This window comes from Streptomyces sp. NBC_00582 (assembly GCF_036345155.1).
Classification (GTDB): Bacteria; Actinomycetota; Actinomycetes; order Streptomycetales; family Streptomycetaceae; genus Streptomyces.
Map to the genome: position 1 here is coordinate 7,235,948 of NZ_CP107772.1, position 26,072 is coordinate 7,262,019.

Sequence of the window (26,072 nt, forward strand, 5' to 3'; positions counted from 1 at the left end):
TTTGGTGCAGACTGGCCGGGTCCGTACCACGTCAGGGAGCGCATCGTGACCGCCGCCGCCGCGTCCACCGGAGAGGGACACCACCGTCGAAACGGCCAGGCCGCCCAGGCCGCCCTGGTCGATCCCCTGATCGCCCGGCGGGCGCCCGGAGACCCGCCCTGGGACGTCTATCTCACCGGCACCGTCTTCCTCGACATCATCTTCACCGGCCTCGACTCCGCCCCCGTGCGCGGCACCGAGTCCTGGGCGCGCGGCATGGGCTCGAGCCCCGGCGGCGTCGCCAACATGGCCACCGCCCTGGCCCGCCTCGGCCTGCGCACCTCCCTCGCCGCGGCCTTCGGCGACGACCACTACGGCGAGTACTGCTGGGACGCCCTCGAACAGGGCGAGGGCATCGACCTCGGCCCCTCGCGCACCGTCCCCGGCTGGCACTCGCCCGTCACCGTCTCCATGGCCTACGAGGGGGAGCGGACCATGGTCTCCCACGGCCACGAACCGCCCCCGGAGGAGCCCGCCCCCGACTGCCCGCCGCCCGCCCGGGCCGCCGTCGCCTCCCTCACCCCCGGCACCCGCGCCCCCTGGATCGCCCAGGCCGCCGCCCGCGGCACCCGGGTCTTCGCCGACGTCGGCTGGGACGACACAGGCGCCTGGGACCTGGCCGGCCTCGCCGACCTGCGGTACTGCGAGGCCTTCCTGCCGAACGCCGAGGAGGCCATGCGCTACACCCGCGCCGACTGCCCCCGCGCCGCCGCCCACGCCCTCACCGACCGGGTCCCGCTCGCGGTCGTCACCCTCGGCGCCGAGGGCGCCTACGCCGTGGACGGGCGCACCGGCGAGACCGCCGAGGTCCCCGCCATCGCCGTCGAGGCCCTCGACCCCACGGGCGCCGGGGACGTCTTCGTGGCCGGCTTCGTCACCGGCACCCTCGCCGACTGGCCGCTCGCCGACCGCCTCGCCTTCGCCGGCCTCACCGCCGCGCTCTCCGTCCAGGAGTTCGGCGGCTCCCTCTCCGCACCCGGCTGGGCCGAGATCGCCGCCTGGTGGCGCAAGGTGCAGTCGGTGGAGGGCCAGGACCCCGAGGCGCTGCGCCGGTACGCGTTCCTGGAGGGCCTGCTGCCCAGGGAGGAGACCAGCCCCTGGCCGCTGCGCCGCGCGGTCCCGACGATCGGTTTCGGCCGGTCGGCCTAGGCCGACCGGGTTCGGCGGTGCACCGACAAAACCCCATGGCGTTGTCAGCCCCCTGGCGTACCCTTGAACTCGCCAGGCCGCCCTTGTGGCAGGCGAGACGCATCCGGGAGGACGTAGAGGCCCTCGTGGCCGGCCTATGACTCAGACACCCACAGCTCACACGCCCGCGCAGGGCAAGGCGAGAGCACAGTTCACGGTTCCCGCCCAGCACCCCATGGTGACCGTGCTGGGGTCCGGCGACTCCCTCCTGCGCGTGATCGAGACGGCTTTCCCGGCGGCCGACATCCACGTCCGGGGCAATGAGATCAGCGCTACCGGCGACCCACGGGAAGTCGCCCTCATCCAGCGCCTGTTCGACGAGATGATGCTGGTGCTCCGCACCGGGCAGCCGATGACGGAGGACGCAGTGGAACGCTCGATCGCCATGCTGCGGGCGAGTGAGAACGGGACGAGTGACGGCCAGGAGACCCCGGCCGAGGTACTGACTCAGAACATCCTGTCCTCGCGCGGCCGCACCATCCGGCCCAAGACCCTCAACCAGAAGCGGTACGTCGACGCGATCGACAAGCACACGATCGTCTTCGGCATCGGCCCCGCGGGCACCGGCAAGACGTACCTGGCCATGGCGAAGGCGGTCCAGGCCCTGCAGTCCAAGCAGGTCAACCGCATCATCCTGACCCGCCCGGCGGTCGAGGCCGGCGAGCGCCTCGGCTTCCTGCCCGGCACGCTCTACGAGAAGATCGACCCCTACCTGCGCCCGCTGTACGACGCGCTGCACGACATGCTCGACCCCGACTCCATCCCGAGGCTGATGGCCGCGGGCACGATCGAGGTCGCGCCCCTGGCGTACATGCGCGGCCGTACGCTCAACGACGCCTTCATCATCCTGGACGAGGCCCAGAACACGAGCCCCGAACAGATGAAGATGTTCCTCACCCGCCTCGGCTTCGACTCGAAGATCGTGATCACCGGTGACGTGACCCAGGTGGACCTTCCCAACGGCACCAAGTCGGGTCTGCGCCAGGTCCAGGAGATCCTGGAGGGCGTCGAGGACGTCCACTTCTCCCGTCTGTCGTCGCAGGACGTCGTACGGCACAAGCTGGTGGGCCGTATCGTCGACGCCTACGAGAAGTACGACAGCAGCAACGGTACGGAGAACGGCGTCCACAAGGGCGGCCGCACCAAGCGGAAGTAGACAAGCCAGCACCATGTCGATCGACGTCAACAACGAGTCCGGAACCGAGGTCGACGAGCAGGCGATCCTCGACATCGCCCGCTACGCACTCGCGCGGATGCGCATCCACCCGCTCTCCGAGCTCTCGGTGATCGTCGTGGACGCCGACGCCATGGAGCAACTGCACATCCAGTGGATGGACCTGCCGGGGCCGACGGACGTCATGTCCTTCCCGATGGACGAGCTGCGTCCGCCGTCGAAGGACGACGACGAGCCCCCGCAGGGCCTGCTCGGCGACATCGTGCTCTGCCCCGAGGTCGCCGCCAAGCAGGGCACCGAGGCGCCCACCCAGCACTCCATGGACGAGGAGCTCCAGCTCCTCACCGTCCACGGCGTGCTGCACCTGCTCGGCTACGACCACGAGGAACCCGACGAGAAGGCCGAGATGTTCGGCCTCCAGGCGGCCATCGTGGACGGCTGGCGAGCCGAGAAGGGCCTGACCGGGCCTTCCCCGGCGCCGACCGTCTCATGAGTCCCACCCTGGTCTCCGGCGCGATCGCCCTGGTCGTCGTCGCCTGGCTCGCCGCCTGCGCGGAGGCGGGCATCGCGCGCGTCTCCAGCTTCCGCGCCGAGGAGGCCGTACGGTCCGGGCGGCGCGGCAGCGCCAAGCTCGCCCAGATCACCGCCGACCCCACCCGCTATCTCAATGTGGCGCTGCTGGTCCGCGTCGCCTGCGAGATGGCGGCCGCGGCGCTGGTGACGTACGCCTGTCTCCAGGAGATCGACGGCACCGCCCCGGCGCTGCTCGCCGCGATCGGGGTGATGGTCCTCGTCTCGTACGTCGCCGTCGGGGTGTCCCCGCGCACCATCGGCCGTCAGCACCCGCTGAACACGGCGACGGCGGCGGCGTACATCCTGCTGCCCCTCGCCCGGATCATGGGCCCGATCCCGTCCCTGCTGATCCTCATCGGCAACGCGCTCACCCCCGGCAAGGGCTTCCGCCGCGGCCCCTTCGCCTCCGAGGCGGAGCTGCGGGCGCTGGTCGACCTCGCCGAGCAGGAGTCCCTCATCGAGGACGAGGAGCGCCGGATGGTGCACTCCGTCTTCGAGCTGGGCGACACCCTCGTCCGTGAGGTCATGGTCCCGCGCACCGACCTGGTCGTCATCGAGCGGTACAAGACGATCCGCCAGGCCCTCACCCTCGCCCTGCGCTCGGGCTTCTCGCGCATACCCGTGACCGGGGAGAGCGAGGACGACATCGTCGGGATCGTGTACTTGAAGGACCTGGTCCGCAAGACGCACATCAGCCGCGACGCCGAGAGCGACCTCGTCTCCACGGCCATGCGGCCCGCCGCCTTCGTCCCCGACACCAAGAACGCCGGCGACCTGCTGCGCGAGATGCAGCTGCAGCGCAACCACGTCGCCGTCGTCATCGACGAGTACGGCGGCACGGCCGGCATCGTCACCATCGAGGACATCCTCGAGGAGATCGTCGGCGAGATCACCGACGAGTACGACCGTGAGCTCCCGCCCGTGGAGGAGCTCGGCGACGACCGCTTCCGGGTCACCGCCCGCCTCGACATCACCGACCTCGGCGAGCTGTACGGCCTGGAGGAGTACGACGACGAGGACGTGGAGACCGTCGGCGGACTGCTCGCCAAGGCCCTGGGCCGGGTGCCCATCGCCGGTGCCTCCTCCGTCGTCGACCTGCCCGACGGCCGGGCGCTGCGGCTGACCGCCGAGGCCGCCGCCGGCCGCCGGAACAAGATCGTGACGGTGCTGGTGGAGCCGGTGGAGGCTCCCGCGGACGAGGAGAAGGAGTCCGAGTGACCCCTCAGGAGCTGCGCGCCCTGTGCCTGTCCTTCAACGCCGTCGTGGAGGACTTCCCGTTCCGGCCGGAGATCTCGGTGTTCAAGGTCGGCGGCAAGATGTTCGCCCTGAGCTGGACCGACGAGCGGCCGCTGAAGGTCAACCTCAAGTGCGACCCCGAGGACGCGGTCCGGCTGCGCGGCGAGCACCCCGGCCTGATCGCCCCCGGCTACCACATGAACAAGCGGCACTGGAACACGGTCACCGTCGACGGCGACCTCCCCGACCGCCTCGTCCGCGAACTGGTCGAGGACTCCTACGACCTGGTGGTCGCCGGCCTGCCGAGGGCGGAGCGGCTACGGCTCGACCGGCCCTGAGCGCAGGCCCAGCCCGACCAGGACCGCAGCCGTCAGGACGATCGCCGCGTCCAGGGCGAGGACCGTGTGGACGCCGGTGAGCAGGTCGTCGGTGGTGGTGGCGAGGACGCCGAGGAGCGGGATGCCGACGGTGAGGCCGATCTGCTGGGTCGAGGTGACCAGCCCGGTGGCCAGCCCCTGCTCCTCGTCCGGGACGCCCGAGGTGACCGTCAGGCCGTACGAGACGATCGCGCCGAGGTGGCACATGCTGGCCAGGGACACCGCGGCCGTGGCGAGCCAGACCGACCAGGTGTGGGCGTTCAGGCCCAGGAGGGCGGCGACCAGGGCGCCCTGCCCGGCGAGTGAGCCGACGAGGGTGCGGCGGGCGCCCCAGCGGCCGATGACCTTCGGGGCGCAGGAACCGGCCACCGCCGACAGGACCCCCTGGACACCGAAGACCAGGCCCGTCTCGAAGGCCGAAAGCCGCAGGGTCTCCTGGAGGTACAGGGTCAGCACGAACACGACCGTCGACATCATCGAGAACGTGACCAGACCGCCCACGTTTCCCCAGGCCACCGTGCGGCGGCGCAGCATGGGCAGGGAGACCAGGGGCGCGGGGGTGCGGGACTCCACCGCGACGAACGCGGTCAGGAGCAGCAGGCCCGCGATCAGCGTCGCGATCACGTCCGCACGGCCGAAGCCGTGGTCGGCGGCCGTCGACAGGGCGTAGATCAGGGAGAGCAGTCCGGCGGTGACCGTCACGGCTCCGGGCACGTCCAGCCGGGGCCGCTCAGGGGTGCGGGACTCGGGCAGCAGACCGGGTGCCAGCGGCAGGACGACCAGGGCGAAGACGGTGAGCAGGCCCATGGTGGAGCGCCAGCCGAGCGTGTCGGTGAGGACGCCGCCGGCCACCATGCCGACCGTGAAGCCCAGGGAGAGCACGGTGCCGGAGACGCCCAGCGCCCGGTCCCGGGCCGGGCCCTCCGGGAACGTGGTGGTCAGCAGGGACATGCCCGTCGGCACGATCGCCGCCGCGCCCAGCCCCTGCAGGGCCCGCCCGGTCAGGAAGGACGCCGGGTCCCAGGCGAAGGTGGCCAGCAGCGAGGCCACCGCGAACAGGGCCAGACCGGCCAGGAACAGCCTGCGCCGGCCGTAGAGGTCGCCGGCCCGCCCGAACAGGAGCAGGAAGCCGCCGGAGGGCAGCGCGAACGCGGTGACCGCCCACTGGAGGGCCGAGGTGCTCATGCCGAGGTCGGCGCCGAGCACCGGCAGGGCCACGTTCAGGACGGAGAAGTCGAGCGCGACCACGAACTGGGCCGCGCACAGCACGAAGAGGACGAGCCGGTCACGGGTCGACAGCCGTGGGCTGCCGGGCGTCCGGGGGAGGGAGGGGGAGGAGGTGGTGGTGTCGGTGTCGATCGCCATGGCACAGAGCTTGCGGGCGCCGGAATACCCGTGGGGAGTCGGTGTTTATGGTGGTGGTGACACCACCGGATACGGACGGCCAGGGGGAGCGGTACGTGCCTGAGGACGCGCTGAGGACCGGTCGGCGCAGTGAACTGCGCGAGTTCCTGATGAGCAGGCGGGCCCGGGTGAGCCCGGCCGACGCCGGGCTGCCGGCCGGCGGGGGGCGACGGCGTACCCCGGGGCTGCGGCGCGAGGAGGTCGCCGTGCTCGCCGGGGTGGGGGCCTCCTGGTACCAGTGGCTGGAGCAGGGGCGGGACATCTCCGTCTCCCCGCAGGTCCTGGACTCCGTCGCCCAGGTGCTGAAGCTGAGCAACCCCGAGCGGCGCCATCTCTACGTCCTCGCCGGGCTGAACCCGCCCGCGCCGGAACCGGCGCCGGACCACGGCTGTGAGGGGCTGCGGCGGCTGATCGACGCGTGGATGCCGTTCCCGGCCCACATCATGGACCGGTACTACAACTGCGTGATCTACAACGAGGCCGCGGGCTGGGTGCTCGGCATGCGGCCCGGCATCACCCAGAACTGCCTGGTCGACTTCTTCACCGACCCGCTGTACCGGTCCCGTTCGAAGAGCTGGGAGCTGAACGCCCGTACCGTCGTCGCCCAGTTCCGGGCCGCCTGCACGGCCAGTCCCGACGACGAGGGGCTCCGGGCGGTCCTCGACGAGCTGAGGGAGAGCGCCGGCCCCGAGTTCGCCCGGCTGTGGGACGAGCGGGACATCCAGGACGCGGGCGTGATCCGCAAGGAACTCGACCATCCGCTGGTGGGGCTGCTGTGCGTGGAGAGTACGGCGATGAAGGTGCCGGCCCGGCCCGATCTGACGATCGTGCTGCACACGCCGCTGGACGAGGCCCACACCGCGGCGAAGCTGGAGTGGCTCGCCACCCCGGAGGGCAGGCGGGGCGCGATGTACCCCGTCGCGGGGTGAGCGGGCCCGTGAGCGGGCCCCTTGGCGGGAGGCGGGGGAGCGTTCTCCGTATGCTCGGGGCATGACCGACAGCAACGCGCTCGACCCCGAGGACCGCAAGATCGTCACCCTGGCCCGTTCGGCCCGGGCCCGCAACGGTGTGCCCGAGGGGGCGGCCGTACGGGACGACACGGGACGTACCTATGTCGCCGGGACGGTCGACCTGCCGTCGCTGAAGCTGAGCGCGCTGCGGACCGCGGTGGCGATGGCGGTGGCGTCGGGGGCGGCTTCGCTGGAGGCGGCGGCCGTGGTGAGCGAGGCGGGAGGCGTCGCCGAGGGCGATCTGGACGCCGTACGGGATCTCGGTGGATCCGGGACTCCGGTGCTGCTGGCGGGGCCGGACGGAACGGTCCGCGGCACGGTGACCGCGCCCTGAGAAGTTGCGGGTTCAACTCGGCCTGAAATCGACCTTGCCGTTGCCCCGCCCCTCCCGCGTCAATGGAGCCGTAAGGTCCGACGGACCGTCAGATTCACCCCCCACCGGGCCCGGTGACCGCACCCACCGTCCCGCTCCGACGCCCGTCTCCCCACATCCGGGAAGGAGCCGGAACCCCATGAACAAGCGAATCGGATCAGGTGCGGCAGTACTGGCCGGGGCCCTCGCGGCCACGGGACTGGTGTTCGCGCCCACGGCCTCCGCCGCGGTCAGCCCGACCTCGGCCACCATCACCGCGAGCTGCGGCATCTTCGGTGGCGGCACCGCCACGCTCACCGCCACCCAGAGCGCCACCAACCCCACCGCGGCCACCATGACCCTCACGTCCAGTGCGATCACCACACCGCTCGCGCTGAACCAGAACAGCATCGCGTCCACGCTCACGATGGTGAACACCACCGGTCCCAACCGGGTCTTCAGCGGCTCGGTGAACCCCGCCATGTCCGCCGGCTCCTCCATCACGGTCGGTCCCCTCCCCGGGACCGTGGCCGTCGGGGACAGCCTGACCTTCAACGGCGGCAGCCTGAAGATGGTCATCCTCGGAATCACCATCACCTGTACGACGGCGACGGGCACGTCCCAGACGCCGGGGCCGTTCGTCTTCAGCTGATAGCGATCGGGAACATCACTGGTGGACCGTCAGGTTCCGTACGGGACAAGGAAGCTGACGGTCCATCAGTTAGTAGCTCCGTCTCCATTGACTTCTGGCGCGATCCGCACCTCAATGCCCCCTACGGCGCAGAAGAGCCGCTGCGCCCGCACCCTGGAGGAGGGGGCAGACATGGCTTCACCCCGAAGTGCCCGCAGTTCCCGAAGACGGCGCTGGGCCTCGCTGCTCGGCGCGACCGCGCTCGCGGTCACCGCGGGCGGCGCGCTCGCCTGCCCGGCCGGCGCAGCCACCGACGTCGACTTCGCGACGCACTGCATCCCGCCGGCGATCGCGGGCATCCCGCCGATCGACGGCACCACCACCGCGAGGATCACGGTGGACAACACCAGTCCCAAGGTCGGTGACACCGTCACGGTCACCTACACGGTGGTCAAGGCCGCCGCGAGCAACCCCACCGTGATCGACCTGCCGGCCGACATCATGACGCCGACGGGCCTGGTCGTCCTCGGGGGCGCGCAGACCGGCAACGTCACCGTCGCGGGACCGAAGAAGAACGACCCGGTGCCCGGCAACGGCGCCTTCCCGTCGTTCTCCATGACCGGCACGTTCACGGTCACCTCGCCCGGCGCGATCACCCTCTCGCCCGGCGACTACAACATCCACACCAGCTACATCCTGGAACTGGACACCGTCTGCACGGTGACCAACCCGCCCGCCCCGGTGTCGGAGACGGTCACCGCAGCGGACAACCCACCCGCCAACACCCGTAACCTCGCCCTGGGTTCGGCCTCCGGCGGCCCGGGTGACCCCGTCACCTTCACCGGCGGCGGCTTCACCGCGGGCGCGACGGTCACCGTCGCCGGGCGCTCCGGATCCGCCGAGACCGCGGACAAGACCACCGTCACCGCGGACTCCTCGGGCAGGATTTCCGGCTCGCTCGCCGTCAACGACCTCACCACCACCGGGATCGTGGCGTACGAGGGCAGCGCCTGGAGCTCCGACCTGGGCACCTCGACCGCCGCGTACGTCGTCGTCGACGACACGCCGATCCCCGAGGGCAGCCAGAAACTGACGACGACCGTCAGGGCGGGTGACCTGTCCATGGAGCAGTCCGGGGTCAGCGTCACGATGTCCACGGTCGACTTCGGCTCCGGCGACCCCTCGACCGGCGACCTCAACGCCGTGACCGTCAAGGACTACCGTGGCGGACCCGCGGGCTGGTCCCTGACCGGCAAGGTCACCGACTTCAGCGGACCCGGCGCCAAGATCGACGCCGGCAAGCTGAGCTGGACGCCCACCTGCACCACCAAGGCGGACAGTCCGAGCACCTGCCAGGCCGGTTCCGCCGGAGTCGTGGGCAGCGACGGGGCGACCCTCGCCTCCACGCCCGACGGCACGCTCACCGGCGGTGAGTTCACCGCGAAGGCCGGACTCTCCCTGAACGTCCCCGCGTTCACCCCGCCGGGCTCGTACGCCGGTGTCCTGACGCTCACGCTCACCTGAACCACCGTCCTCGCGGTGGCCGGGCGGCCGCCCCACAGGCCCGCACCCGCCCGTCCACCGAGCCCGTCCCGTCACCCGTGGAACGTCTGTGGGGGTCCGCACCCATGCCGCTGCGCAAGCCGTACGTCGCTCTCCTCCCGCTGCTCATGCCGTTTCTGCTGGGCCTGCTGACCGCCGCGCCCGCCCGGGCCGCCGACAACGGCAGCTGGTCCGTCCACCCCGTCTCCTCGGCCGTCGCCGCACGGCCGTACTTCTATCTCTCCGCCGATCCCGGCCAGACCGTCGAGGACAAGGTCGTCGTCGCCAACAAGACGGCCGAGCCCCTCACCTTCCGGCTGTACGCCGCCGACGCCTACAACACCGCCCGCGACGGCGGCTTCGCCGTGCGCTCGCTCGGGGAGCGGATGCGGGGCGTGGGCGCGTGGGCCGAACTGTCGAAGGAGAAGGTCACCGTCCCCGGCCACAAGACCGTCACCGTGCCGTTCACCCTCAAGGTGCCCGAGGACGCCGAACCCGGTGACCATCCCGGCGCGATCGTCGCCCTCGACCAACGGATCGACCGGGGCGACGGCTCGGTCGCCCTCGGCGTGCAGCGGGCGGTCGGCGCCCGCGTCTACCTCACGGTCGGCGGCCCCACCCTGCCCGCGCTGGCCGTCGAGAACGTCCACATCAGCCACCACCAGCCCCTGATCCCCGGCCTCGGCGACAGTACGGCGACGATCTCCTACACCCTCCACAACACCGGCAACGTCACCCTGAAGCCCAAGGTCGCCCTCAGGGCGGAGGGGCTCTTCGGCCGCACGCTCCTCACCCGCGACCTCGAGAGACTCCCCTCCCAGCTGCTGCCGGGCCAACGCGTCCACCTCACCGAACGCTGGACCAACGCCCCCCAGCTCGACTGGACGGACGTGACACTCACGGCGACGGCGACCGGCACCAAGGAGTCGGTGACGGCGTCGTTCGTAGCGGTGCCGTGGCTGGCGGTCGGGGTGGTGGCGGCGGGGACGACCATCGCGGGGTGGCTCTTGATCAGACGGCGGCGAGGGCGCCCTGAAGGGGCGCGTGGCGTTCACATCAGGCGGCTCCGCCGCGGGGCGCGATCAACCCCCACCCACCCGCACCCGAAAGTCGGCCAGCCCGCCGGAGGCTAAAGCGCGTCCGGCCCCCGCTCCCCCGTCCGCACCCGCACCACCGTCTCCACCGGCACCGCCCACACCTTCCCGTCCCCGATCTTCCCGGTCTGCGCCGCCCGCACGACCGCATCGATCACGGCCTCCGAGTCCGCGTCCTCCACGACGACCTCGATCCGCACCTTCGGCACGAGGTCGACCTGGTACTCGGCGCCCCGGTACACCTCGGTGTGGCCGCGCTGCCGGCCATACCCGCTGGCCTCGGTCACGGTCAGCCCGTGGACGCCGAGCTCCTGCAGCGCCGTCTTGACCTCGTCGAGGCGGTACGGCTTGACGATCGCGGTGATGAGCTTCATTCCTGCGGCTTGACCTTCTGCGCGGAGGGGAGGACCGAGTGGCCGACCGGGGCACCGTGGCCCAGGACGCCGTGATCGTATGCGGTCTCGGCGTGCACCGTAAGGTCCAGGCCGGTGTGCTCCTGGTCCTCCTCCGCACGGAAGCCCAGCGTGCGGTCGAGGACCGTGCCGATGCCGTACGTGACACCGAACGCGTAGGCCGCCACGACGACCACCGCGACGAGCTGCCTGCCGAGCTGGGTCAGCCCGCCGCCGTACAGCAGCCCCTCCGGGCCGCCGGTCATGGTGTCGACGGCGAAGACCCCGATGAGAAGCGTGCCGATGACCCCGCCGACCAGGTGGACGCCCACGACGTCGAGGGAGTCGTCGTAGTTCAGCTTGAACTTCCAGCTCACGGCGTACGAGCAGACGGCACCGGCGGCGAGGCCCACGACGAGCGCGCCGAGCAGGGAGACCGAGCCGCAGGACGGGGTGATCGCGACCAGACCGGCCACGGCGCCGGAGGCCGCGCCGAGCGTGGTCGGGTGGCCGTCGCGCCTGTGCTCGACGAAGAGCCAGCCCAGCAGGCCGGTGCAGCCGGCGGCGAGGGTGTTGAGGAAGACGGCGGCGGCGAGGCCGTTGGCGCCGAGGGCGGAGCCGGCGTTGAAGCCGAACCAGCCGAACCAGAGGAGACCGGCGCCGAGGACGACCATGGGGAGGTTGTGCGGACGCATCGCGTCCTTCTTGAAGCCGAGGCGGGGGCCGAGGACCAGGCAGAGGGCGAGTCCGGAGGCGCCGGAGGTGATCTCGACGGGCAGACCGCCCGCGAAGTCGAGCGCCCCCAGCCTGTTCAGGATCCAGCCGCCGGGGCCCCAGACCCAGTGGGTGACGGGAACGTATACGAGCAGCGCCCAGACGGGCACGAAGACCAGCCACGCCGCGAATTTCGCGCGATCCGCGATGGCACCGCTGGTCAGGGCCGCCGTGATGATCGCGAAGGTGAGCTGGAAGGTGGCGAAGAGGAGGGTGGGGACCGTGCCCTGGACGCTGTCGGGGCCGAGACCCGCCATGCCGAGGTGCTCCAGCCCGCCGACGAGCCCGCCGCCCAGGTCGTCCCCGAAGGCGAGCGAGTATCCGGCGGCCAGCCACACCACTGTGACCAGCGCGATCGACACGAAGCTCATCATGAGCATGTTGAGCACGCTCTTCGTGCGGACCATGCCGCCGTAGAACAGGGCGAGCCCCGGAGTCATCAGCAGGACGAGCGCCGTGGCGGCGAGCAGCCAGGCGGTGTCGCCGGTGTCGACATGTGCGGCGGCGAGGGACGTCACGGGCTCTCCAAGGTCCGGGGGCTCGTCAGAGGGTCACCGGTCCTGGTTTCCGGTCGCGTACAGGTGTGTTTCCGTGACGTTTCGTTGCGGGCGGGTTTCCGGAAGCTCACCGTGGGCCATGGGACCGCTCGTGTGTACGGCGGGGCTTCATGGATCAGGGAGAATGGGGGCCATGAGCGTTCGTAACCAGTCATCCGAGCAGCCGGCCGGGACCCTGCACCGTGCCGGCTTCGCCTGCTTCGTGGGCCGCCCCAACGCGGGCAAGTCCACCCTCACGAACGCTCTGGTCGGGAAGAAGGTGGCGATCACCTCGAACCGGCCGCAGACCACCCGGCACACGGTCCGGGGCATCGTGCACCGCCCCGACGCCCAGCTCATCCTGGTCGACACGCCGGGCCTGCACAAACCGCGCACGCTGCTCGGCGAGCGCCTCAACGACGTGGTCCGCACCACCTGGGCCGAGGTCGACGTGATCGGCTTCTGCCTCCCGGCGAACGAGAAGCTGGGCCCCGGCGACCGCTTCATCGCCAAGGAACTGGCCGGCATCAAGAAGACCCCCAAGGTCGCCGTCGTCACCAAGACCGACCTGGTGGACTCCAAGACGCTCGCCGAGCAGCTCATCGCGATCGACCAGCTCGGCAAGGAGCTGGGCATCGAATGGGCGGAGATCATCCCGGTCTCCGCGGTCGGCGACCGCCAGGTGGACCTCCTCGCGGACCTGCTGGTCCCGATGCTCCCGGAGGGCCCCGCCCTCTACCCCGAGGGCGATCTGACCGACGAGCCCGAGCAGGTGATGGTCGCCGAGCTGATCCGCGAGGCCGCGCTGGAGGGCGTACGCGACGAGCTGCCGCACTCCATCGCCGTCGTCGTCGAGGAGATGCTCCCGCGCGAGGACCGCCCCGCCGACCGGCCGCTCCTCGACATCCACGCCAACATCTACATCGAGCGCCCCAGCCAGAAGGGCATCATCATCGGGCCGAAGGGCCGCCGCCTGAAGGACGTCGGCATCAAGTCCCGCAAGCAGATCGAGGCGCTCCTCGGCACCCCCGTCTTCCTGGACCTCCACGTCAAGGTGGCGAAGGACTGGCAGCGCGACCCCAAGCAGCTCCGCAAGCTGGGCTTCTAGACCCCGGCCCCCGGCGCCCGGGGCGGCTCACACGGCGCGGGGCCCCGGGGCCGGCGCGGTGAGCTGGCCGGTCGCCGTGAGCGCCAGCCGGGAGAAGAGCTGGCCGGAGAAACCGAAGAGCAGGGCGACGGCCAGCGCGATCGGGCGTTCGGGGGCGCTCCAGGAGTTCTCCAGGAACACCTGGCCGAGGAGGTTCAGGTCGGGGTCGGCGAGCATCCGCACCAGCAGCAGCCCCCCGACCGCCGCCAGCGCCCCGCCCACCGGCGCGAGCACGAGCACCCCCCAGGACGACGGACGCTGGGACCGCATCACCCCGATCACGGGGGACAGGAAACCGCCGAGCGCCCCCAGCAGCATCGTCTCCCGGTGATCGAGCACCCTCCCGATCAGCAGGACCGCGCCCAGCCCGGTCAGCGCCAGCCACAGGGCGATGCGCTGCTGGTCGTAGTCCCGCTCCGCCGCCCCGTCCTCGACGTCGTGGACCCGCTGCGCGGCGGCCAGCACCAGGGCCCGCCCCTCGGCCGCGCCGACATCGGCGACGGCGAGCTTCGCCGCCAGCTCCTCATCGGCCGGCTCACCCGACGCGCCGAGCTGGATCATCAGCAGCTCCCGCTGCGCGAGCATCTCCTCGGCCCCCTCGACCCCGAGCAGCCGCCGCTCCGCCCCGTGCAGCACCCGCCACGCGGCGGCGAGCTTCGACAACGGGATGGCGATCACCCCGTACCGCGAACTCAGCCGCCACACCACCGTGCCCCCCTGCTCCAGCTCCTCCAACCGCCCCGCCACGGCCCCGGCCACCGCCTTCTCCGCCGACCCCTCCCCGCACACCCCACCCAGCGACACCGCCCGCGCCCGACAGTCCCGCAGCCGGGCCTGCAACAGCCGGTAGCGGGGGGCGGCGATCAGTCCCCGGCTGGTGATGTAGACGATCAACAGATAACAGACGCAGACCAGTTCCAGCCCCCACCCACCGACTCGCATCAGCATTCCCCCTGTGGCGCCGCGCTGCCGCAGTCATCCTGCCCCCTCGGCAGCGCAGGCAAGCGGGCCCTCAGTCGCCCCCCGCCCCCACCCCGCCGGGAGTGAAGTCCTGCAGGCCCACCACCCGCAGCAACCGGAGCCGCTCATGGGCCTCCGTGCCCGGGCGGGCCGTGTGGATGACCAGGAGTTGGTGGTGTTCGTGGCTGAGCAGGACCTCGCAGTCCAGGTCGAGGAGGCCCACCAGCGGGTGCAGGAAGCGTTTCGTCGCCTTGTGGCGGAGGGACACCTCGTGGGCGTTCCAGAGGCGGGCGAACTCCTCGCTGCCCGCGCGGAGTTCGGCGACCAGCGCGGCCGGTTCCGGGTCGTCGGGGCGGGCGGCGGTCACCGCGCGCAGATTGGCCACCTGGGCGCGGGCGTGGTCCGCCCGGTCCTCCTCCGGGAACAGGGTGCGCGCGTCCGGGTCGAGGAAGTACCTGCGGACGAGGTTGCGCTCGCGCCGGGGGCGGGACATCACGTCCAGGGTCAGGGCGCGGGCCATCGCGTTCTGGGCCAGCACCTCGCCGCAGTCGGTCACCACCTGCGCCGAGGTGTCGTCCAGCCGGTCCAGGATCAGCATCAGGCCGGGTGACACATGCGTCGACGCCGTCTCGCGGCGCGGCGGCTCCTCACCGGCCAGGTGGAAGAGGTGGTCGTGTTCGTCGCCGGTGAGGCGCAGGGCGCGGGCCAGGGCCGTCAGCGTCTGGCGGGACGGGCGGGGCCCCCGGCACTGCTCCAGGCGGGTGTAGTAGTCCACCGACAGGGCCGCGAGCTGGGCCACCTCCTCGCGGCGCAGTCCCGGCGTACGGCGCCGGGCGCCCGGGGGCAGGCCCACGTCGGAGGGGGCGAGGCGGGCCCGGCCGCGGCGCAGGAAGTCGGCGAGTTCGGCTCGGTTCACCCCTCCAGGCTGCGGCAGACCGTCCGGCTTATCCAGGGACTGCCGGTCCCCCGATCGACGGGTCTCTCCCGCCGGGCCCGGCTCCGCCCGAGGGTGGAGACACCAGAGCGTGAGGAGAAGATCATGTTGACACTCGTGACGGGGACCACGGGACAGGTCGGACGACGGTTCGTGCCGCGGCTGCTGGCCCAGCGGGAGCCCGGCGAGCAGGTGCGGGTCCTGGTACGGGACGCGGCGCGCGGGGAGCCGTTCGCGGAGCTGGGCGCCGAGGTCGTCGTAGGGGATCTGCGGGACGAGGACGGGCTCGGCAAGGCCGTGGCCGGGGTGGACGCGGTGGTGAACGTCGCGGCCTCCTTCCGGGGGGTGCCCGACGAGGAGGCGTGGGCCGTCAACCGGGACGCGGCCGTCGCGCTGGGACGGGCCGCGCGGAGCGCCGGGGTACGGCGGTTCGTTCAGGTCAGCACGGGGATGGTGTACGGCGTCGGGCGGGGGCGGCCGCTCACCGAGGACGACGAGATCCGGCCCGGCGGCATGATGTGGGGCGCCTACAACGAGTCCAAGGCGGCAGCCGAGCGGGAGCTGCTCGCGCTGGAGGGGCTCGAGGTGCGGGTCGGGCGGCTGCCCTTCGTCTACGGCGACGGCGACCCCCATCTCGCCCAGGCCCTGCAGTGGGCCGCGACCTGGGCGTCGGCGCAGCGGCTGCAGATGGCCCACCACGTCGACGTCGCCCAGGGGCTGCTGCGCCTGCTGTACGCGCCCGCCGTGGGCGGACCGGTGTACAACATCGCCGACGACGCCCCCGTCACGACGGTCGAGCTGTACCACCTCAACGGCGTCGAGGTCCCGGCCGGCATCGAGACCGGGACCGACACCGACCCCTGGTTCGGGATCATGTCCAACCTGCGGATCCGCCGGGACCTCGGCTTCCGCCCGGTCTACCCGTCGGCGTGGACCGCCCGCGACGCCGGAGCGCTGTGAGCCCGACGGGTCACTCCACGCCCCTGATCCGCCCCACCAGCACCGCCCCCGCCAGGCCCACCGCCGCCGCGACCAGGTACAGCACCCGGTAGCCGCCCAGGTAGGTGACGATCGGCGCGGCGAGGACCGGGGCCGCGACCTGGGGCAGGGCGTTGGCGACATTGATGACGCCGAGGTCCTTGCCCCGGTCCAGGGCCTTCGGCAGGACGTCCGTCATCAGGGCGAAGTCGACCGAGGTGAACACCCCGAAGCCGATGCCGAGCACCGCCGCCGCGACGATCGCCCCCGGCCAGGTCTGCCAGGCCGCCAGGCCCGCCGTGGCCACCGCCATCAGCACGCCGGACCAGATCACGAATGGCTTGCGCCGGCCCGTCCGGTCCGACCACGCGCCTCCGACGACGACCGTGGCGAGCAGGGTCACCCCGTTCACGGCCGTCAGGATCAGCACGCCCTCGTCGGGGTCGGCGTAGTGCAGGCGGTCCCGCAGGTAGTAGAGGAGGTAGAGCAGCACCAGGGCGTTGCTGAGGTTCATCAGGAACCGGGTCAGCCAGGCCCAGCCCAGGTCGGGATGGGTCCGGGGGCTCAGCCAGAAGCCCCTCAGGAAGCCGCGCCAGGACCAGGCCGGGCGGTCGGCGACCGGCAGCCGCAGGTCCTCGTGGCCAAGGACGTACGGCAGCACGCCCAGCGCCGTGAACACCGCGCACGCGGCGTAGCCGGCCCCGACGCCCCCGGCGACCGTGGCGAGCGCCGTGCCGCCGACCACGCCGAGGACCTGCGCGACCCCCAGCCAGGCGCCCACGACACCCCGCTGGAGCCGGGGGACCCGGTCCGGCACGGCCGCCGTGACCGCCGCGAAGGCCGCGTTCAGGGTGAGCTGGACGAGGCACCAGCCCAGCGCCATCGTCCACACCCCGTCCGCCGCCGCGAGCAGCAGCAGGGACAGGGCGCCGCCCGCCGCGCCCGCCACGATCCAGGGGGTGCGGCGGCCGTGCCGGGACGTCGTGCGGTCGGACAGGGCGCCGAAGAGCGGGTTCGCCACCAGGGAGACCAGCGCGCCCACGCCGGTCACCCAGGCCAGCATGGTCTCCTTCGACATGCCGGAGCCGGGCGCGAAGTCCCCCGCCTGGGAGGCGAGCAGGATCTGCAGCGGGCCGTACCAGCCGACCCAGATCGCCCCGTTGGCGAGGGAGAGGGCCGAGCTCCAGCCCCGGCCCACCCGCTCGAGCGGCTCGGCGAGGGCGGCCGCCGGCGCCCGGTCGGCCGTCGTCATCCCTGCGCCCGCAGGACGTCCCTGAACCAGCCGTACGACGCCTTCGGGGTGCGGGCCTGGGTCGGGTAGTCGACGTGGACCAGGCCGAAGCGGCGCGCGTAGCCCTCCGCCCACTCGAAGTTGTCGAGGAGCGACCACACGAAGTAGCCGCGCACGTCCACGCCGGCCTCCAGCGCCCGGTGCAGGGCGCGGATGTGGCCGTCCAGGTAGGCGATGCGCGCCTGGTCGTCGACGCCCTCGTAGGAGCAGCCGTTCTCGGTGACGACCACGGGGGGCAGTCGGTCGCCGTAGCGCTCCTTGAAGGTGGTGAGCAGTTCGGTGAGGCCCTCGGGGACCACCGGCCAGCCGAAGTCCGTCACCGGGACGCCCTCGATCTCCCTCACGGAGAAGGGGAGTTCGGCCGGCATGGTGATCCCGCCGAACTCGATCTCGGTGCCCTGCGGGGCGCCCACCCTGGTCGGGGCGTAGTAGTTGACGCCGTACCAGTCGAGCGGCTCGCCGATGATCTTCAGATCGGCGGCGACGTCGCCCGGCATCAGCTCGCCGAGCCCCTCGGGGTACTCGCCCAGCAGCAGCGGCTCCGCGAACAGACGGTTCAGCAGGACGTCGTAGAACGCGGCGGCCTCCAGGTCGGCCGGCTCCTGGGAGGCGGGCCAGGTGGGGCCGTGGGAGTTGGCGACGCCGATGTCCGTGGCCCCGGCCGCGCGCAGGGCCCGTACGGCGAGACCGTGGGCGAGGAGCTGGTGGTGGGCCACCGGCAGCGCGTCGAAGAGCAGCTGCTTGCCGGGGGCGTGGGTGCCGAGGGCGTGGCCGAGCAGGGTGTGTTCGGCGGGCTCGTTGAGGGTGATCCACTTGTTCACCCGGTCGCCGAGGCGGTCCACGACCGTCGAGACGTGGTCCGCGAAGCGCGAGGCGGTGTCCCGCTCCAGCCAGTCGAGGTCCGCCGGGAGGTCCCAGTGGAAGAGGGTCGGCACGGGGCGGACGCCCGCCGTCAGCAGCTCGTCGACCAGGCGGTCGTAGAAGTCCAGGCCGCCGGGGGAGTTCACCCGGGGCCAGGAGATCGAGAAGCGGTACGCGTTCACGCCGAGGCCCTTCAGGAGGGCCACGTCCTCGGCGTAGCGGTGGTAGTGGTCGCAGGCCACCGCCGCGGTGGAGCCGTCCTTCACCCGGCCGGGCTCGGCGGAGAAGGTGTCCCACACGGACGGTTCGCGCTGGTCCGCGGCGCCCTCGATCTGATGGGCGGAGGTGGAGACGCCCCACAGGAAGCCGGCCGGGAACTGGGGGATCGGGTGCGCCGCGTCGCGCGGATCGTTCGCCATGGGCGGGATCATCCTTACCCACCGGTAAGGAAGTCAACGCCCTGGCGTGAACTGCCGGTTACGCCCCTTGTCGAAGAACCCTGACCGGTTACGCCCCTTCCTTCAGGACCCTGGAGATCAGCTTGCGCTGTTCCGGGGTGAGCCGGGGGTCGGCCGCGTACACCGTCTTCCCGTCCACCGTGATCTCGTAGCTGAATCCGTCGGGCACGCCCAGGGACGGCGCGCTCCGGCCGGCGGCGAGCGCCTGCTCGGCCAGAGCGTGCCATTCGCCGGCGTCGGGCCGCCCCGAGGTGTCCACCTCGGCCTGCCGCTCGATGCCCGCGAACCCTCCCGTGCGCCTCACCTGAATACGCATGGGTCCCTGTCTATCCCTCGGTCAGAGGATCCGCACCCCCACCTGCTCCCACGCCTTCTGCACGGCCCGGAGTTCGTCGCCGCCGTCCCCGAACCGCGCCCGCGCCGCCTTCACGGTCAGCTTGGCGAAGTCGGTGAACAGCGCCTTGGTGGACAGCTTGCCGCCGGTCAGCACGTCGTACCAGATCTGGCCGGCCTTCTCCCAGGCGTGGCCGCCGAGGGCGGTGGCGACCAGGTAGAACGCGTGGTTGGGGATACCCGAGTTGATGTGCACACCCCCGTTGTCGCGGCCGGTGCGGACGTAGTCGTCCATGGTCGCGGGCTGCGGGTCCTTGCCGAGGACGTCGTCGTCGTACGCCGTGCCCGGGGCCTTCATCGAGCGCAGGGCCGAACCGGTGACACCGGGGGCGAGGATGCCCGCGCCGATCAGCCAGTCGGCCTCGGCGGCGGTCTGGCCGAGCGTGTACTGCTTGATGAGCGAGCCGAACACGTCCGACATCGACTCGTTCAGGGCGCCCGGCTGGCCGTAGTAGGTCAGGTTCGCCGTGTACTGCGTGACGCCGTGGGTGAGTTCGTGGCCGATCACGTCGACGGAGTTGGTGAAGTCGACGAAGATCTCGCCGTCCCCGTCGCCGAAGACCATCTGCTCGCCGTTCCAGAAGGCGTTGTTGTAGCCCTCGTCGTAGTGGACGCTGGCGTCCAGCGGCAGACCGTCGCCGTCGATGGAGTGGCGGGCGTAGGCCTTGAGGTAGAGGTCGAAGGTGGCGCCGAGCCCGGAGTAGGCGCGGTTGACCGTGGCGTCCTGGCCGGGGTCCTGGCCCTCGGAGCGGACCTCGGTGCCGGGCAGGTCGGTGCCGTGCCCGCAGTCGTAGATCGAGCGCAGCGGCTGGTCCGCCGGTGCCTTCACGATCGCCGTCGGGCCGGCCCACAGGCCGTACTCGGTGCCCACCCGGCGGCGGGTGCGCAGCTCGCCGTCGCGCAGCAGGGTGCGCTGGGCGGGTCCGGAGAGTGCGGGGTCGTCGTTGCTCGCCAGCTTGTCGAGGACATGCGGCGGTACGACGGTGCAGAAGACGGGCTCGAAGCCCCCGTTCGTCGTCATGAGTCGCACCATTGCACTGTGTTATCCCACTGTCACGACAGGCAACCATGATCGGTGAAAAACGGTGACAAACACGGCTGATCCGCGGCGGGGAGTGGTATAGCGCACGTTTCGCCCCTTTGGTTCCCCTGGTCCCGCATACTGATACGGACCCACGCGACGGGAGCGGCTCGGCTAGGCTGCGGAGCACTATGCGTTTCGGGCTGCTTCTCCTTAGCTGCCGCGGCGAGGGCCTGTAAGACAGGTCGACTCCCTCCCCGCGGAGCTTTGCGTTGCATCGTCGGCCGTCCTTCCGGACATCCTGAGGAGCCCCGCGAACATGGCGAACCGCCAGCAGCCCAGCCAGATGCCGATCCACAAGTACGGTCAGTACGACCAGGTCGACATCCCCGACCGCACCTGGCCGAACCAGCGGATCACCGTAGCCCCCCGCTGGCTCTCCACCGACCTGCGGGACGGCAACCAGGCCCTGATCGACCCGATGTCGCCCGAGCGCAAGCGCCGGATGTTCGACCAGCTGGTCAAGATGGGCTACAAGGAGATCGAGGTCGGCTTCCCCGCCTCCGGCCAGACCGACTTCGACTTCGTGCGCTCGATCATCGAGGAAGAGGGCGCGATCCCGGACGACGTCACGATCTCCGTGCTGACCCAGGCCCGTGAGGACCTGATCGAGCGCACGGTGGAGTCGCTGAAGGGCGCGAGGCGCGCGACCGTCCACCTGTACAACGCGACCGCCCCCGTCTTCCGCCGGGTGGTCTTCCGCGGCTCCAAGGACGACATCAAGCAGATCGCGGTCGACGGCACCCGCCTGGTGATGGAGTACGCCGAGAAGCTGCTGGGCCCGGAGACCGAGTTCGGCTACCAGTACTCCCCGGAGATCTTCACCGACACCGAGCTGGACTTCGCGCTGGAGGTCTGCGAGGCGGTGATGGACGTCTACCAGCCGGGTCCGGGCCGCGAGATCATCCTCAACCTGCCCGCCACGGTCGAGCGCTCCACCCCCTCCACCCACGCGGACCGCTTCGAGTGGATGAGCCGCAACATCTCCCGCCGCGAGCACGTCGTCATCTCCGTCCACCCGCACAACGACCGCGGTACGGCCGTGGCCGCCGCCGAGCTGGCGCTGATGGCCGGCGCCGACCGCGTCGAGGGCTGTCTGTTCGGGCAGGGCGAGCGCACCGGCAACGTCGACCTGGTGACCCTGGGCATGAACCTGTTCTCCCAGGGCGTCGACCCGCAGATCGACTTCTCCGACATCGACGAGATCCGTCGTACGTGGGAGTACTGCAACCAGATGGAGGTCCACCCGCGCCACCCGTACGTGGGCGACCTGGTCTACACGTCCTTCTCCGGCTCCCACCAGGACGCCATCAAGAAGGGCTTCGACGCGATGGAGGCCGACGCGGCCGCGAAGGGCGTCACCGTCGACGACATCGAGTGGGCCGTCCCGTACCTGCCGATCGACCCCAAGGACGTCGGCCGCTCCTACGAGGCCGTCATCCGCGTCAACTCGCAGTCCGGCAAGGGCGGTATCGCGTACGTCCTGAAGAACGACCACAAGCTGGACCTGCCGCGCCGGATGCAGATCGAGTTCTCGAAGATCATCCAGGCGAAGACGGACGCCGAGGGCGGCGAGGTCACCGGCTCCGACATCTGGGCGGTCTTCCAGGACGAGTACCTGCCGAACCCGGAGAACCCCTGGGGCCGCATCCAGGTCCGCACGGGCCAGTCGACGACCGACACCGACGGCGTGGACACCCTGACCGTCGAGGCCACGGTCGACGGCGAGGACACCGTCCTGACCGGTACCGGCAACGGTCCGATCTCGGCCTTCTTCGACGCCCTGCAGTCCATCGGCATCGACGTACGCCTGCTGGACTACCAGGAGCACACGATGAGCGAGGGAGCCTCCGCGCAGGCCGCCTCGTACATCGAATGCGCGATCGACGACAAGGTCCTGTGGGGGATCGGCATCGACGCGAACACGACGCGTGCCTCGCTGAAGGCGGTCGTCTCGGCGGTCAACCGCGCGGCTCGCTGACCCACCTGACCGGCCGTTTCGGGGCCTTGACCGTCGTATACGGCGATCAAGGCCCCGTCGCTTATCGGCCACCGTCCCGTGGAGGTCACGGAAAGGTCTCGTCCTGGGTGCTGACTAGTCCTCCCCCCTGTGGCTAACATCACGCAGACGTGGCGATGTTGCCGCGGGGTTACGGAGGTGCGACGTGCTGCCAGGACGGGGACGAGACGGCCAGGTCACCAGGCTTGCCCGCATCCTGGGCACCCGTACCGCGTGGACACCCGTCGGGGACGGCGAGTTCTTCTGCCCCGGCTGCGGCGGCGACCGCAACTACCAGCGGCTGGCCGGCCGCCGCAGATTCACCCTCCTGGGCCTGCCCGTCCTCTCGCGCGGCGAGACCGGTCCGGTCGTCGAGTGCGCGGCCTGCCAGTGCCAGTACGGCACCGAGGTCCTCGACCACCCCACCACCACCCGGTTCTCCGCGATGCTCCGCGACGCCGTCCACACCGTCGCCCTCGCCGTCCTCTCCGCGGGGGGCGGCTGCGCACGCCCCTCCCTGGACACGGCCGCGGACGCGGTGCGCGCCGCGGGCTTCTCCGACTGCACCCGGGAACAGCTCGCCGCCCTCGTCGACGCGCTCGCCGCCGACACCGGCCGCACCTACGGCGAACCCTGCGGCGCCGGCCTCGCCATAGAGCTCCACGAGGCCCTCGACCCCCTCGCCCCCCACCTCGCCCCCACCGGCCGCGAGGCGATCCTGCTCCAGGGCGCCCGCATCGCCCTCGCGGACGGCCCCTACACCCCGTCCGAACGCGAGGTCCTGGCGACGGTGGGCGCGGCCCTGACGATCGACGCGGACGAGGTGACGCGGTTGCTGGCGGCGGCGGGGACACCGTCGTGAGCGCGTGAGACCGCAGCGGTGACCGGGCAGGCCGCGTCGTCCGGGTGCGACCCGTCGTCGTGGCGTACGCGTCGGGGACGGTGACGCCGGGGACGATGGGCGCAGTCCGTCCAAGGGAGCCGCGATGACCCTCCTGAGCCGTGCCCTTCTCGCCACCGCCGTGTTCCTGACCCCCCTCGGCGCCGCAGGACCCGCCGCCGCGAGCCCCGGCCGCTGCACCTCCTCCGTGCCGTACGTCTCCGGGCAGGGCGGCTACGCCTCGTACCGGATCCCCGCCGCCGTCACCACCCGGCGCGGCACCCTGCTGGCCTTCGCCGAGGGCCGCCGCGACGGGGCCGGGGACACCGGGGACATCGACATCGTGCTGCGCCGCTCCACCGACGGCGGCTGCACCTGGGGCCCGCTGACCGTGGTGGCCGCCGGGGACGGCGACACCCGGGGCAACCCGGCGCCGGTGGTCGACCCGCGCACCGGCACCGTGGTCCTGGTGAGCTGCGCCAACCCGGGCACGGCGACCGAGGCGCGGATCATGCGCGGGGAGGCGCCGGGCCGCCGGGTGTACGTGCAGCACAGCTCGGACGACGGGCACCGCTTCACCCCGCCGCGGGACATCACGGACGAGGTCCGGCTCCCGTCCTGGCGCTGGTACGCCACCGGACCCGGCCATGCCCTCGCGCTCACCCGGGGCCCGCACACGGGCCGGCTGGTCGTCCCCGCCAACCACTCCGCCGCCCCGCCCGCCGGCTCCGCGGACACCGGCCGCGAGGCCCGCCACTACGGCGGCCACGCCCTGCTCAGCGACGACGGCGGCCGGAGCTGGCGGCTGGGGTTCGTCGACGCCGACCCCGACGGCACGGTCAACGCCAACGAGAGCACGGCCGCCCAACTGCCGGACGGCCGTGTCTATTTCAACGCGCGTGACCAGGGCGGCCGGGCGCCCGGAAACCGGGTGGACGCCGTCTCCGAGGACGGCGGCGAGACCCTGGTCCACCCCTACTCCCCACAACCCACCCTCGCCGACGCCCCCGTCGTCCAGGGCAGCACCCTCCAACTCCCCGGCCCGGGAGCCCCGTTGCTGTTCTCCGCCCCCTCCGACCCCACCGCCCGCCGGGCACCCGCCCTGTGGCGCAGCACGGACGCCGGCACGTCCTTCACCCGTGCGCTCACCCTCTCCGAGCTCCCCGCCGCCTACTCCGACCTGGTGCCGGTGGACGCGGAGACGGTGGGGGTGCTGTACGAGACGGGAACGGCGGGGCCGTACGAGACGATCGAGTTCCGCAGCCTGCCCGCCTCCGGCCTCCAGCGGGTCGCTAGGGCAGCGCGCGGTCGTACGTCGTGTCGGTGTCGGAGTCGTAGACCAGCTTGCCGGCGGCGTCGTAGCCCATGACGTGCGGGGCGAGTTCGACCTGCTTGTTCAGGGTCCCGTACGCGATGTACCAGCCGTGGTCCAGGACGGCCGGGTCGACGGTGCTGTCGCCGTAGGAGACGGTGACCCGGGTGACCGACGCGTCCACGTAGCCGATGGCCGCCCAGCGGAACGGCAGCTTCCACTTACCCTTGTCGATGACCGACTGCATGTACAGGTCGGCGCCGTTGGGGTCGGGCACGACCACGCCCGCCTCCGCGGCCGCGGCGTCTCCGGAGCTGATGTTGACGCCGTCGGCCTCGCCGTCCTTGACGTTGCAGATCAACCGGGCCCCGACCTTCTTGTCCCGCACGGCGACGACATGGAAGCCGTCCCCGGGGCTGTTGGAGTCACCGGTGCTCTTCGCGGCGAGGATGATCCGGTAGCCCGACGCCTTGCCCGGCATGCCGGTGAGGGACGAGACCCGCTCGGCGTCCAGGCACTTCTGCAGCCCCTTGGCGGCCTGCGTGAAGGTGATGCCGTCGAGCAACTGCGCGTCGCTCGCCGGCCGCCCGGGGCCGGAGGACGGCTCCGTCGCCCTCGGGCCGGCCGGAGCGCTGGCCGAGGTCATCGGCGCCGCCGTGTCGGAGCCCTTCCCGCCGTTCCCGCCGGCCCACGCGTAGGCCCCCACGGGCACCACGGTCAGCGCGACCAGCGCCGCTCCCACCGCCGTCATCCGACGCCGTCGTTCCGCCATGCCCTGCCTCCTGATCGCGGGGTACGGGGCCGGTGCGGGGCGGACGATGTCGGCGTCCCGCACCAGCAGCTCCCGCAACTGCCTCTCGAACAACTCGTCAGCCCCGTCGGCGTGCCGCTCGCCGTTCACCTGGTGCCTCCCCGCCCGGAGACGGCGCGGCTGGGCGCCAGTCCCGGATATGTACGCAACTTCGCCAGCCCCTTCGACGCCTGGCTCTTGACCGTGCCGGGCGAGCAGCCGAGCACCTCGGCCACCTCCGCCTCGGACAGGTCCTCCCAGTAGCGGAGCACCACCACCGCCCGCTGCTTCGCGGGCAGCCGGGCCAGCCCGGCCATGAGGGAGCCGCGCTCCTCCACCCGGCCGGTGGCCTCGTCCCGGCCCGCTTGGTCCGGCGGCGCGGCGGTCAGCGCCTCGGTGACCCGCCGCTTGCGGAAACGGTCGCTGTTGCAGCTGACCAGCATCCGCCGGACGTACGCCTCCGGGTTGTCACTGCGTGAGATCCGCCGCCATGAGCGGTACGCCTTCGCCAGCGCGGTCTGGGTCAGATCCTCCGCGTGGTGGACGTCCCCCGTGAGCAGATAGGCGGTCCGTACCAGCCGGGACCACCGCGCCCTGACGAACTCCTGGAACCGATCCTCTAGTTCGGCCTGCATCAGCACCCTCCTCGCCCTCCAGACCACCGGC

At 71.8% G+C, this 26,072-nt stretch carries 26 protein-coding genes; 15 read left to right on the forward strand and 11 right to left on the reverse strand.

Annotated features, from left to right (window positions below; translation table 11 throughout):
- The first annotated feature begins 45 nt into the window (after positions 1–45).
- The 5 genes from OG852_RS32755 (at position 46) to OG852_RS32775 (ending at position 4,548) form a co-directional block, all read left to right on the forward strand.
- On the forward strand, positions 46–1,188 hold the full coding sequence (locus OG852_RS32755; RefSeq protein WP_133911729.1) for a carbohydrate kinase family protein: 1,143 nt from the start codon (positions 46–48) through the stop codon (positions 1,186–1,188).
- 136 nt (positions 1,189–1,324) lie between these two features.
- Positions 1,325–2,383: a PhoH family protein gene (locus tag OG852_RS32760; RefSeq protein ID WP_133911730.1), complete on the forward strand. Its 1,059-nt coding sequence runs from the start codon at positions 1,325–1,327 to the stop codon at positions 2,381–2,383.
- Positions 2,384–2,396: 13 nt separating this feature from the next.
- Positions 2,397–2,894, forward strand: a complete 498-nt coding sequence (gene ybeY, locus OG852_RS32765; RefSeq protein ID WP_067244387.1) for an rRNA maturation RNase YbeY — start codon at positions 2,397–2,399, stop codon at positions 2,892–2,894.
- Entirely contained in the window at positions 2,891–4,192 is a 1,302-nt protein-coding gene (locus OG852_RS32770) for a hemolysin family protein (protein ID WP_133911731.1), read from the forward strand. Before ybeY ends, OG852_RS32770 begins: the two co-directional genes overlap by 4 nt.
- Positions 4,189–4,548, forward strand: a complete 360-nt coding sequence (locus OG852_RS32775; RefSeq protein WP_133911732.1) for an MmcQ/YjbR family DNA-binding protein — start codon at positions 4,189–4,191, stop codon at positions 4,546–4,548. Before OG852_RS32770 ends, OG852_RS32775 begins: the two co-directional genes overlap by 4 nt.
- Here the strand turns inward: OG852_RS32775 and OG852_RS32780 are convergent.
- On the reverse strand, positions 4,528–5,952 hold the full coding sequence (locus tag OG852_RS32780) for an MFS transporter (RefSeq protein WP_330349838.1): 1,425 nt from the start codon (positions 5,950–5,952) through the stop codon (positions 4,528–4,530). The two genes, OG852_RS32775 and OG852_RS32780, sit on opposite strands and share 21 nt — an antisense overlap.
- Positions 5,953–6,101: 149 nt before the next feature.
- Here OG852_RS32780 and OG852_RS32785 point away from each other — a divergent pair, with 149 nt between their 5' ends.
- The 5 genes from OG852_RS32785 to OG852_RS32805 all read left to right on the forward strand — a co-directional run bounded on the left by OG852_RS32785 (position 6,102) and on the right by OG852_RS32805 (position 10,659).
- On the forward strand, positions 6,102–6,920 hold the full coding sequence (locus tag OG852_RS32785; protein WP_443064668.1) for a helix-turn-helix transcriptional regulator: 819 nt from the start codon (positions 6,102–6,104) through the stop codon (positions 6,918–6,920).
- A 61-nt stretch (positions 6,921–6,981) separates the two neighbouring features.
- Positions 6,982–7,335 carry a cytidine deaminase gene (locus OG852_RS32790; protein ID WP_133911735.1) on the forward strand — a complete coding sequence of 118 codons (354 nt, stop codon included), beginning with the start codon at positions 6,982–6,984 and terminating at the stop codon, positions 7,333–7,335.
- Between the two features lie 178 nt (positions 7,336–7,513).
- The gene (locus OG852_RS32795) at positions 7,514–8,005 is read left to right on the forward strand and encodes a hypothetical protein (protein WP_133911736.1); all 492 of its coding nucleotides are present in this window, start codon (positions 7,514–7,516) and stop codon (positions 8,003–8,005) included.
- A gap of 171 nt (positions 8,006–8,176) precedes the next feature.
- Positions 8,177–9,508, forward strand: coding sequence for a beta-xylosidase (locus OG852_RS32800; RefSeq protein WP_330349840.1), 1,332 nt, complete (start codon positions 8,177–8,179; stop codon positions 9,506–9,508).
- A gap of 110 nt (positions 9,509–9,618) precedes the next feature.
- The gene (locus tag OG852_RS32805) at positions 9,619–10,659 is read left to right on the forward strand and encodes a WxL protein peptidoglycan domain-containing protein (protein ID WP_330351538.1); all 1,041 of its coding nucleotides are present in this window, start codon (positions 9,619–9,621) and stop codon (positions 10,657–10,659) included.
- Here OG852_RS32805 and OG852_RS32810 read toward each other — a convergent pair.
- Positions 10,656–10,994 (reverse strand): P-II family nitrogen regulator, encoded by a 339-nt coding sequence (locus tag OG852_RS32810; protein WP_133911739.1) that lies wholly within the window; start codon positions 10,992–10,994, stop codon positions 10,656–10,658. The genes OG852_RS32805 and OG852_RS32810 overlap by 4 nt on opposite strands.
- On the reverse strand, positions 10,991–12,304 hold the full coding sequence (locus OG852_RS32815) for an ammonium transporter (RefSeq protein WP_330349841.1): 1,314 nt from the start codon (positions 12,302–12,304) through the stop codon (positions 10,991–10,993). The genes OG852_RS32810 and OG852_RS32815 overlap by 4 nt, the downstream gene beginning before the upstream one ends.
- A gap of 172 nt (positions 12,305–12,476) precedes the next feature.
- On the opposite strand from OG852_RS32815, the gene era reads away from it, so the two are divergent.
- Positions 12,477–13,430: a GTPase Era gene (era, locus tag OG852_RS32820; RefSeq protein ID WP_133911741.1), complete on the forward strand. Its 954-nt coding sequence runs from the start codon at positions 12,477–12,479 to the stop codon at positions 13,428–13,430.
- 27 nt (positions 13,431–13,457) lie between these two features.
- Here era and OG852_RS32825 read toward each other — a convergent pair whose 3' ends face one another.
- Together OG852_RS32825 and OG852_RS32830 are read right to left on the reverse strand one after the other, a co-directional pair.
- Positions 13,458–14,411: a hypothetical protein gene (locus tag OG852_RS32825; RefSeq protein WP_330349842.1), complete on the reverse strand. Its 954-nt coding sequence runs from the start codon at positions 14,409–14,411 to the stop codon at positions 13,458–13,460.
- A gap of 70 nt (positions 14,412–14,481) precedes the next feature.
- Positions 14,482–15,345, reverse strand: a complete 864-nt coding sequence (locus OG852_RS32830; protein WP_133911744.1) for a helix-turn-helix transcriptional regulator — start codon at positions 15,343–15,345, stop codon at positions 14,482–14,484.
- 123 nt (positions 15,346–15,468) lie between these two features.
- Here OG852_RS32830 and OG852_RS32835 point away from each other — a divergent pair, with 123 nt between their 5' ends.
- Entirely contained in the window at positions 15,469–16,323 is an 855-nt protein-coding gene (locus tag OG852_RS32835) for an NAD-dependent epimerase/dehydratase family protein (RefSeq protein ID WP_330349843.1), read from the forward strand.
- 10 nt (positions 16,324–16,333) lie between these two features.
- On the opposite strand, the gene OG852_RS32840 is transcribed toward OG852_RS32835, so the two are convergent.
- The 4 genes from OG852_RS32840 to OG852_RS32855 all read right to left on the reverse strand — a co-directional run bounded on the left by OG852_RS32840 (position 16,334) and on the right by OG852_RS32855 (position 20,365).
- Positions 16,334–17,593: an MFS transporter gene (locus OG852_RS32840; protein ID WP_330349844.1), complete on the reverse strand. Its 1,260-nt coding sequence runs from the start codon at positions 17,591–17,593 to the stop codon at positions 16,334–16,336.
- Positions 17,590–18,912, reverse strand: a complete 1,323-nt coding sequence (locus OG852_RS32845) for a GH1 family beta-glucosidase (RefSeq protein ID WP_133911747.1) — start codon at positions 18,910–18,912, stop codon at positions 17,590–17,592. Before OG852_RS32845 ends, OG852_RS32840 begins: the two co-directional genes overlap by 4 nt.
- 88 nt (positions 18,913–19,000) lie before the next feature.
- On the reverse strand, positions 19,001–19,267 hold the full coding sequence (locus OG852_RS32850; protein ID WP_133911748.1) for a protealysin inhibitor emfourin: 267 nt from the start codon (positions 19,265–19,267) through the stop codon (positions 19,001–19,003).
- Positions 19,268–19,288: 21 nt separating this feature from the next.
- On the reverse strand, positions 19,289–20,365 hold the full coding sequence (locus OG852_RS32855) for a M4 family metallopeptidase (RefSeq protein WP_133911749.1): 1,077 nt from the start codon (positions 20,363–20,365) through the stop codon (positions 19,289–19,291).
- A gap of 319 nt (positions 20,366–20,684) precedes the next feature.
- Here OG852_RS32855 and leuA point away from each other — a divergent pair, with 319 nt between their 5' ends.
- The 3 genes from leuA to OG852_RS32870 all read left to right on the forward strand — a co-directional run bounded on the left by leuA (position 20,685) and on the right by OG852_RS32870 (position 24,673).
- The gene (leuA, locus tag OG852_RS32860) at positions 20,685–22,406 is read left to right on the forward strand and encodes a 2-isopropylmalate synthase (protein WP_133911750.1); all 1,722 of its coding nucleotides are present in this window, start codon (positions 20,685–20,687) and stop codon (positions 22,404–22,406) included.
- Between the two features lie 184 nt (positions 22,407–22,590).
- Positions 22,591–23,286 carry a TerB family tellurite resistance protein gene (locus OG852_RS32865; RefSeq protein WP_133911751.1) on the forward strand — a complete coding sequence of 232 codons (696 nt, stop codon included), beginning with the start codon at positions 22,591–22,593 and terminating at the stop codon, positions 23,284–23,286.
- Positions 23,287–23,410: 124 nt separating this feature from the next.
- The gene (locus tag OG852_RS32870; RefSeq protein WP_330349845.1) at positions 23,411–24,673 is read left to right on the forward strand and encodes a sialidase family protein; all 1,263 of its coding nucleotides are present in this window, start codon (positions 23,411–23,413) and stop codon (positions 24,671–24,673) included.
- Here the strand turns inward: OG852_RS32870 and OG852_RS32875 are convergent.
- Positions 24,597–25,517, reverse strand: a complete 921-nt coding sequence (locus OG852_RS32875) for a hypothetical protein (protein WP_133911753.1) — start codon at positions 25,515–25,517, stop codon at positions 24,597–24,599. The genes OG852_RS32870 and OG852_RS32875 overlap by 77 nt on opposite strands.
- Positions 25,514–26,041 (reverse strand): SigE family RNA polymerase sigma factor, encoded by a 528-nt coding sequence (locus OG852_RS32880; RefSeq protein ID WP_330349846.1) that lies wholly within the window; start codon positions 26,039–26,041, stop codon positions 25,514–25,516. Before OG852_RS32880 ends, OG852_RS32875 begins: the two co-directional genes overlap by 4 nt.
- Positions 26,042–26,072: the final 31 nt, after the last annotated feature.

Coding starts and splice junctions, on each gene's coding strand:
- leuA (WP_133911750.1), top strand. CDS start 20,685: ATGGCGAACCGCCAGCAGCCCAGCCAGATGCCGATCCACAAGTACGGT.
- OG852_RS32855 (WP_133911749.1), bottom strand. CDS start 20,365: ATGACGACGAACGGGGGCTTCGAGCCCGTCTTCTGCACCGTCGTACCG.
- OG852_RS32870 (WP_330349845.1), top strand. CDS start 23,411: ATGACCCTCCTGAGCCGTGCCCTTCTCGCCACCGCCGTGTTCCTGACC.
- OG852_RS32795 (WP_133911736.1), top strand. CDS start 7,514: ATGAACAAGCGAATCGGATCAGGTGCGGCAGTACTGGCCGGGGCCCTC.
- ybeY (WP_067244387.1), top strand. CDS start 2,397: ATGTCGATCGACGTCAACAACGAGTCCGGAACCGAGGTCGACGAGCAG.
- OG852_RS32880 (WP_330349846.1), bottom strand. CDS start 26,041: ATGCAGGCCGAACTAGAGGATCGGTTCCAGGAGTTCGTCAGGGCGCGG.
- OG852_RS32790 (WP_133911735.1), top strand. CDS start 6,982: ATGACCGACAGCAACGCGCTCGACCCCGAGGACCGCAAGATCGTCACC.
- OG852_RS32800 (WP_330349840.1), top strand. CDS start 8,177: ATGGCTTCACCCCGAAGTGCCCGCAGTTCCCGAAGACGGCGCTGGGCC.
- OG852_RS32780 (WP_330349838.1), bottom strand. CDS start 5,952: ATGGCGATCGACACCGACACCACCACCTCCTCCCCCTCCCTCCCCCGG.
- OG852_RS32810 (WP_133911739.1), bottom strand. CDS start 10,994: ATGAAGCTCATCACCGCGATCGTCAAGCCGTACCGCCTCGACGAGGTC.
- OG852_RS32850 (WP_133911748.1), bottom strand. CDS start 19,267: ATGCGTATTCAGGTGAGGCGCACGGGAGGGTTCGCGGGCATCGAGCGG.
- OG852_RS32835 (WP_330349843.1), top strand. CDS start 15,469: ATGTTGACACTCGTGACGGGGACCACGGGACAGGTCGGACGACGGTTC.
- era (WP_133911741.1), top strand. CDS start 12,477: ATGAGCGTTCGTAACCAGTCATCCGAGCAGCCGGCCGGGACCCTGCAC.
- OG852_RS32770 (WP_133911731.1), top strand. CDS start 2,891: ATGAGTCCCACCCTGGTCTCCGGCGCGATCGCCCTGGTCGTCGTCGCC.
- OG852_RS32845 (WP_133911747.1), bottom strand. CDS start 18,912: ATGGCGAACGATCCGCGCGACGCGGCGCACCCGATCCCCCAGTTCCCG.
- OG852_RS32760 (WP_133911730.1), top strand. CDS start 1,325: ATGACTCAGACACCCACAGCTCACACGCCCGCGCAGGGCAAGGCGAGA.
- OG852_RS32825 (WP_330349842.1), bottom strand. CDS start 14,411: ATGCGAGTCGGTGGGTGGGGGCTGGAACTGGTCTGCGTCTGTTATCTG.
- OG852_RS32785 (WP_443064668.1), top strand. CDS start 6,102: ATGAGCAGGCGGGCCCGGGTGAGCCCGGCCGACGCCGGGCTGCCGGCC.
- OG852_RS32840 (WP_330349844.1), bottom strand. CDS start 17,593: ATGACGACGGCCGACCGGGCGCCGGCGGCCGCCCTCGCCGAGCCGCTC.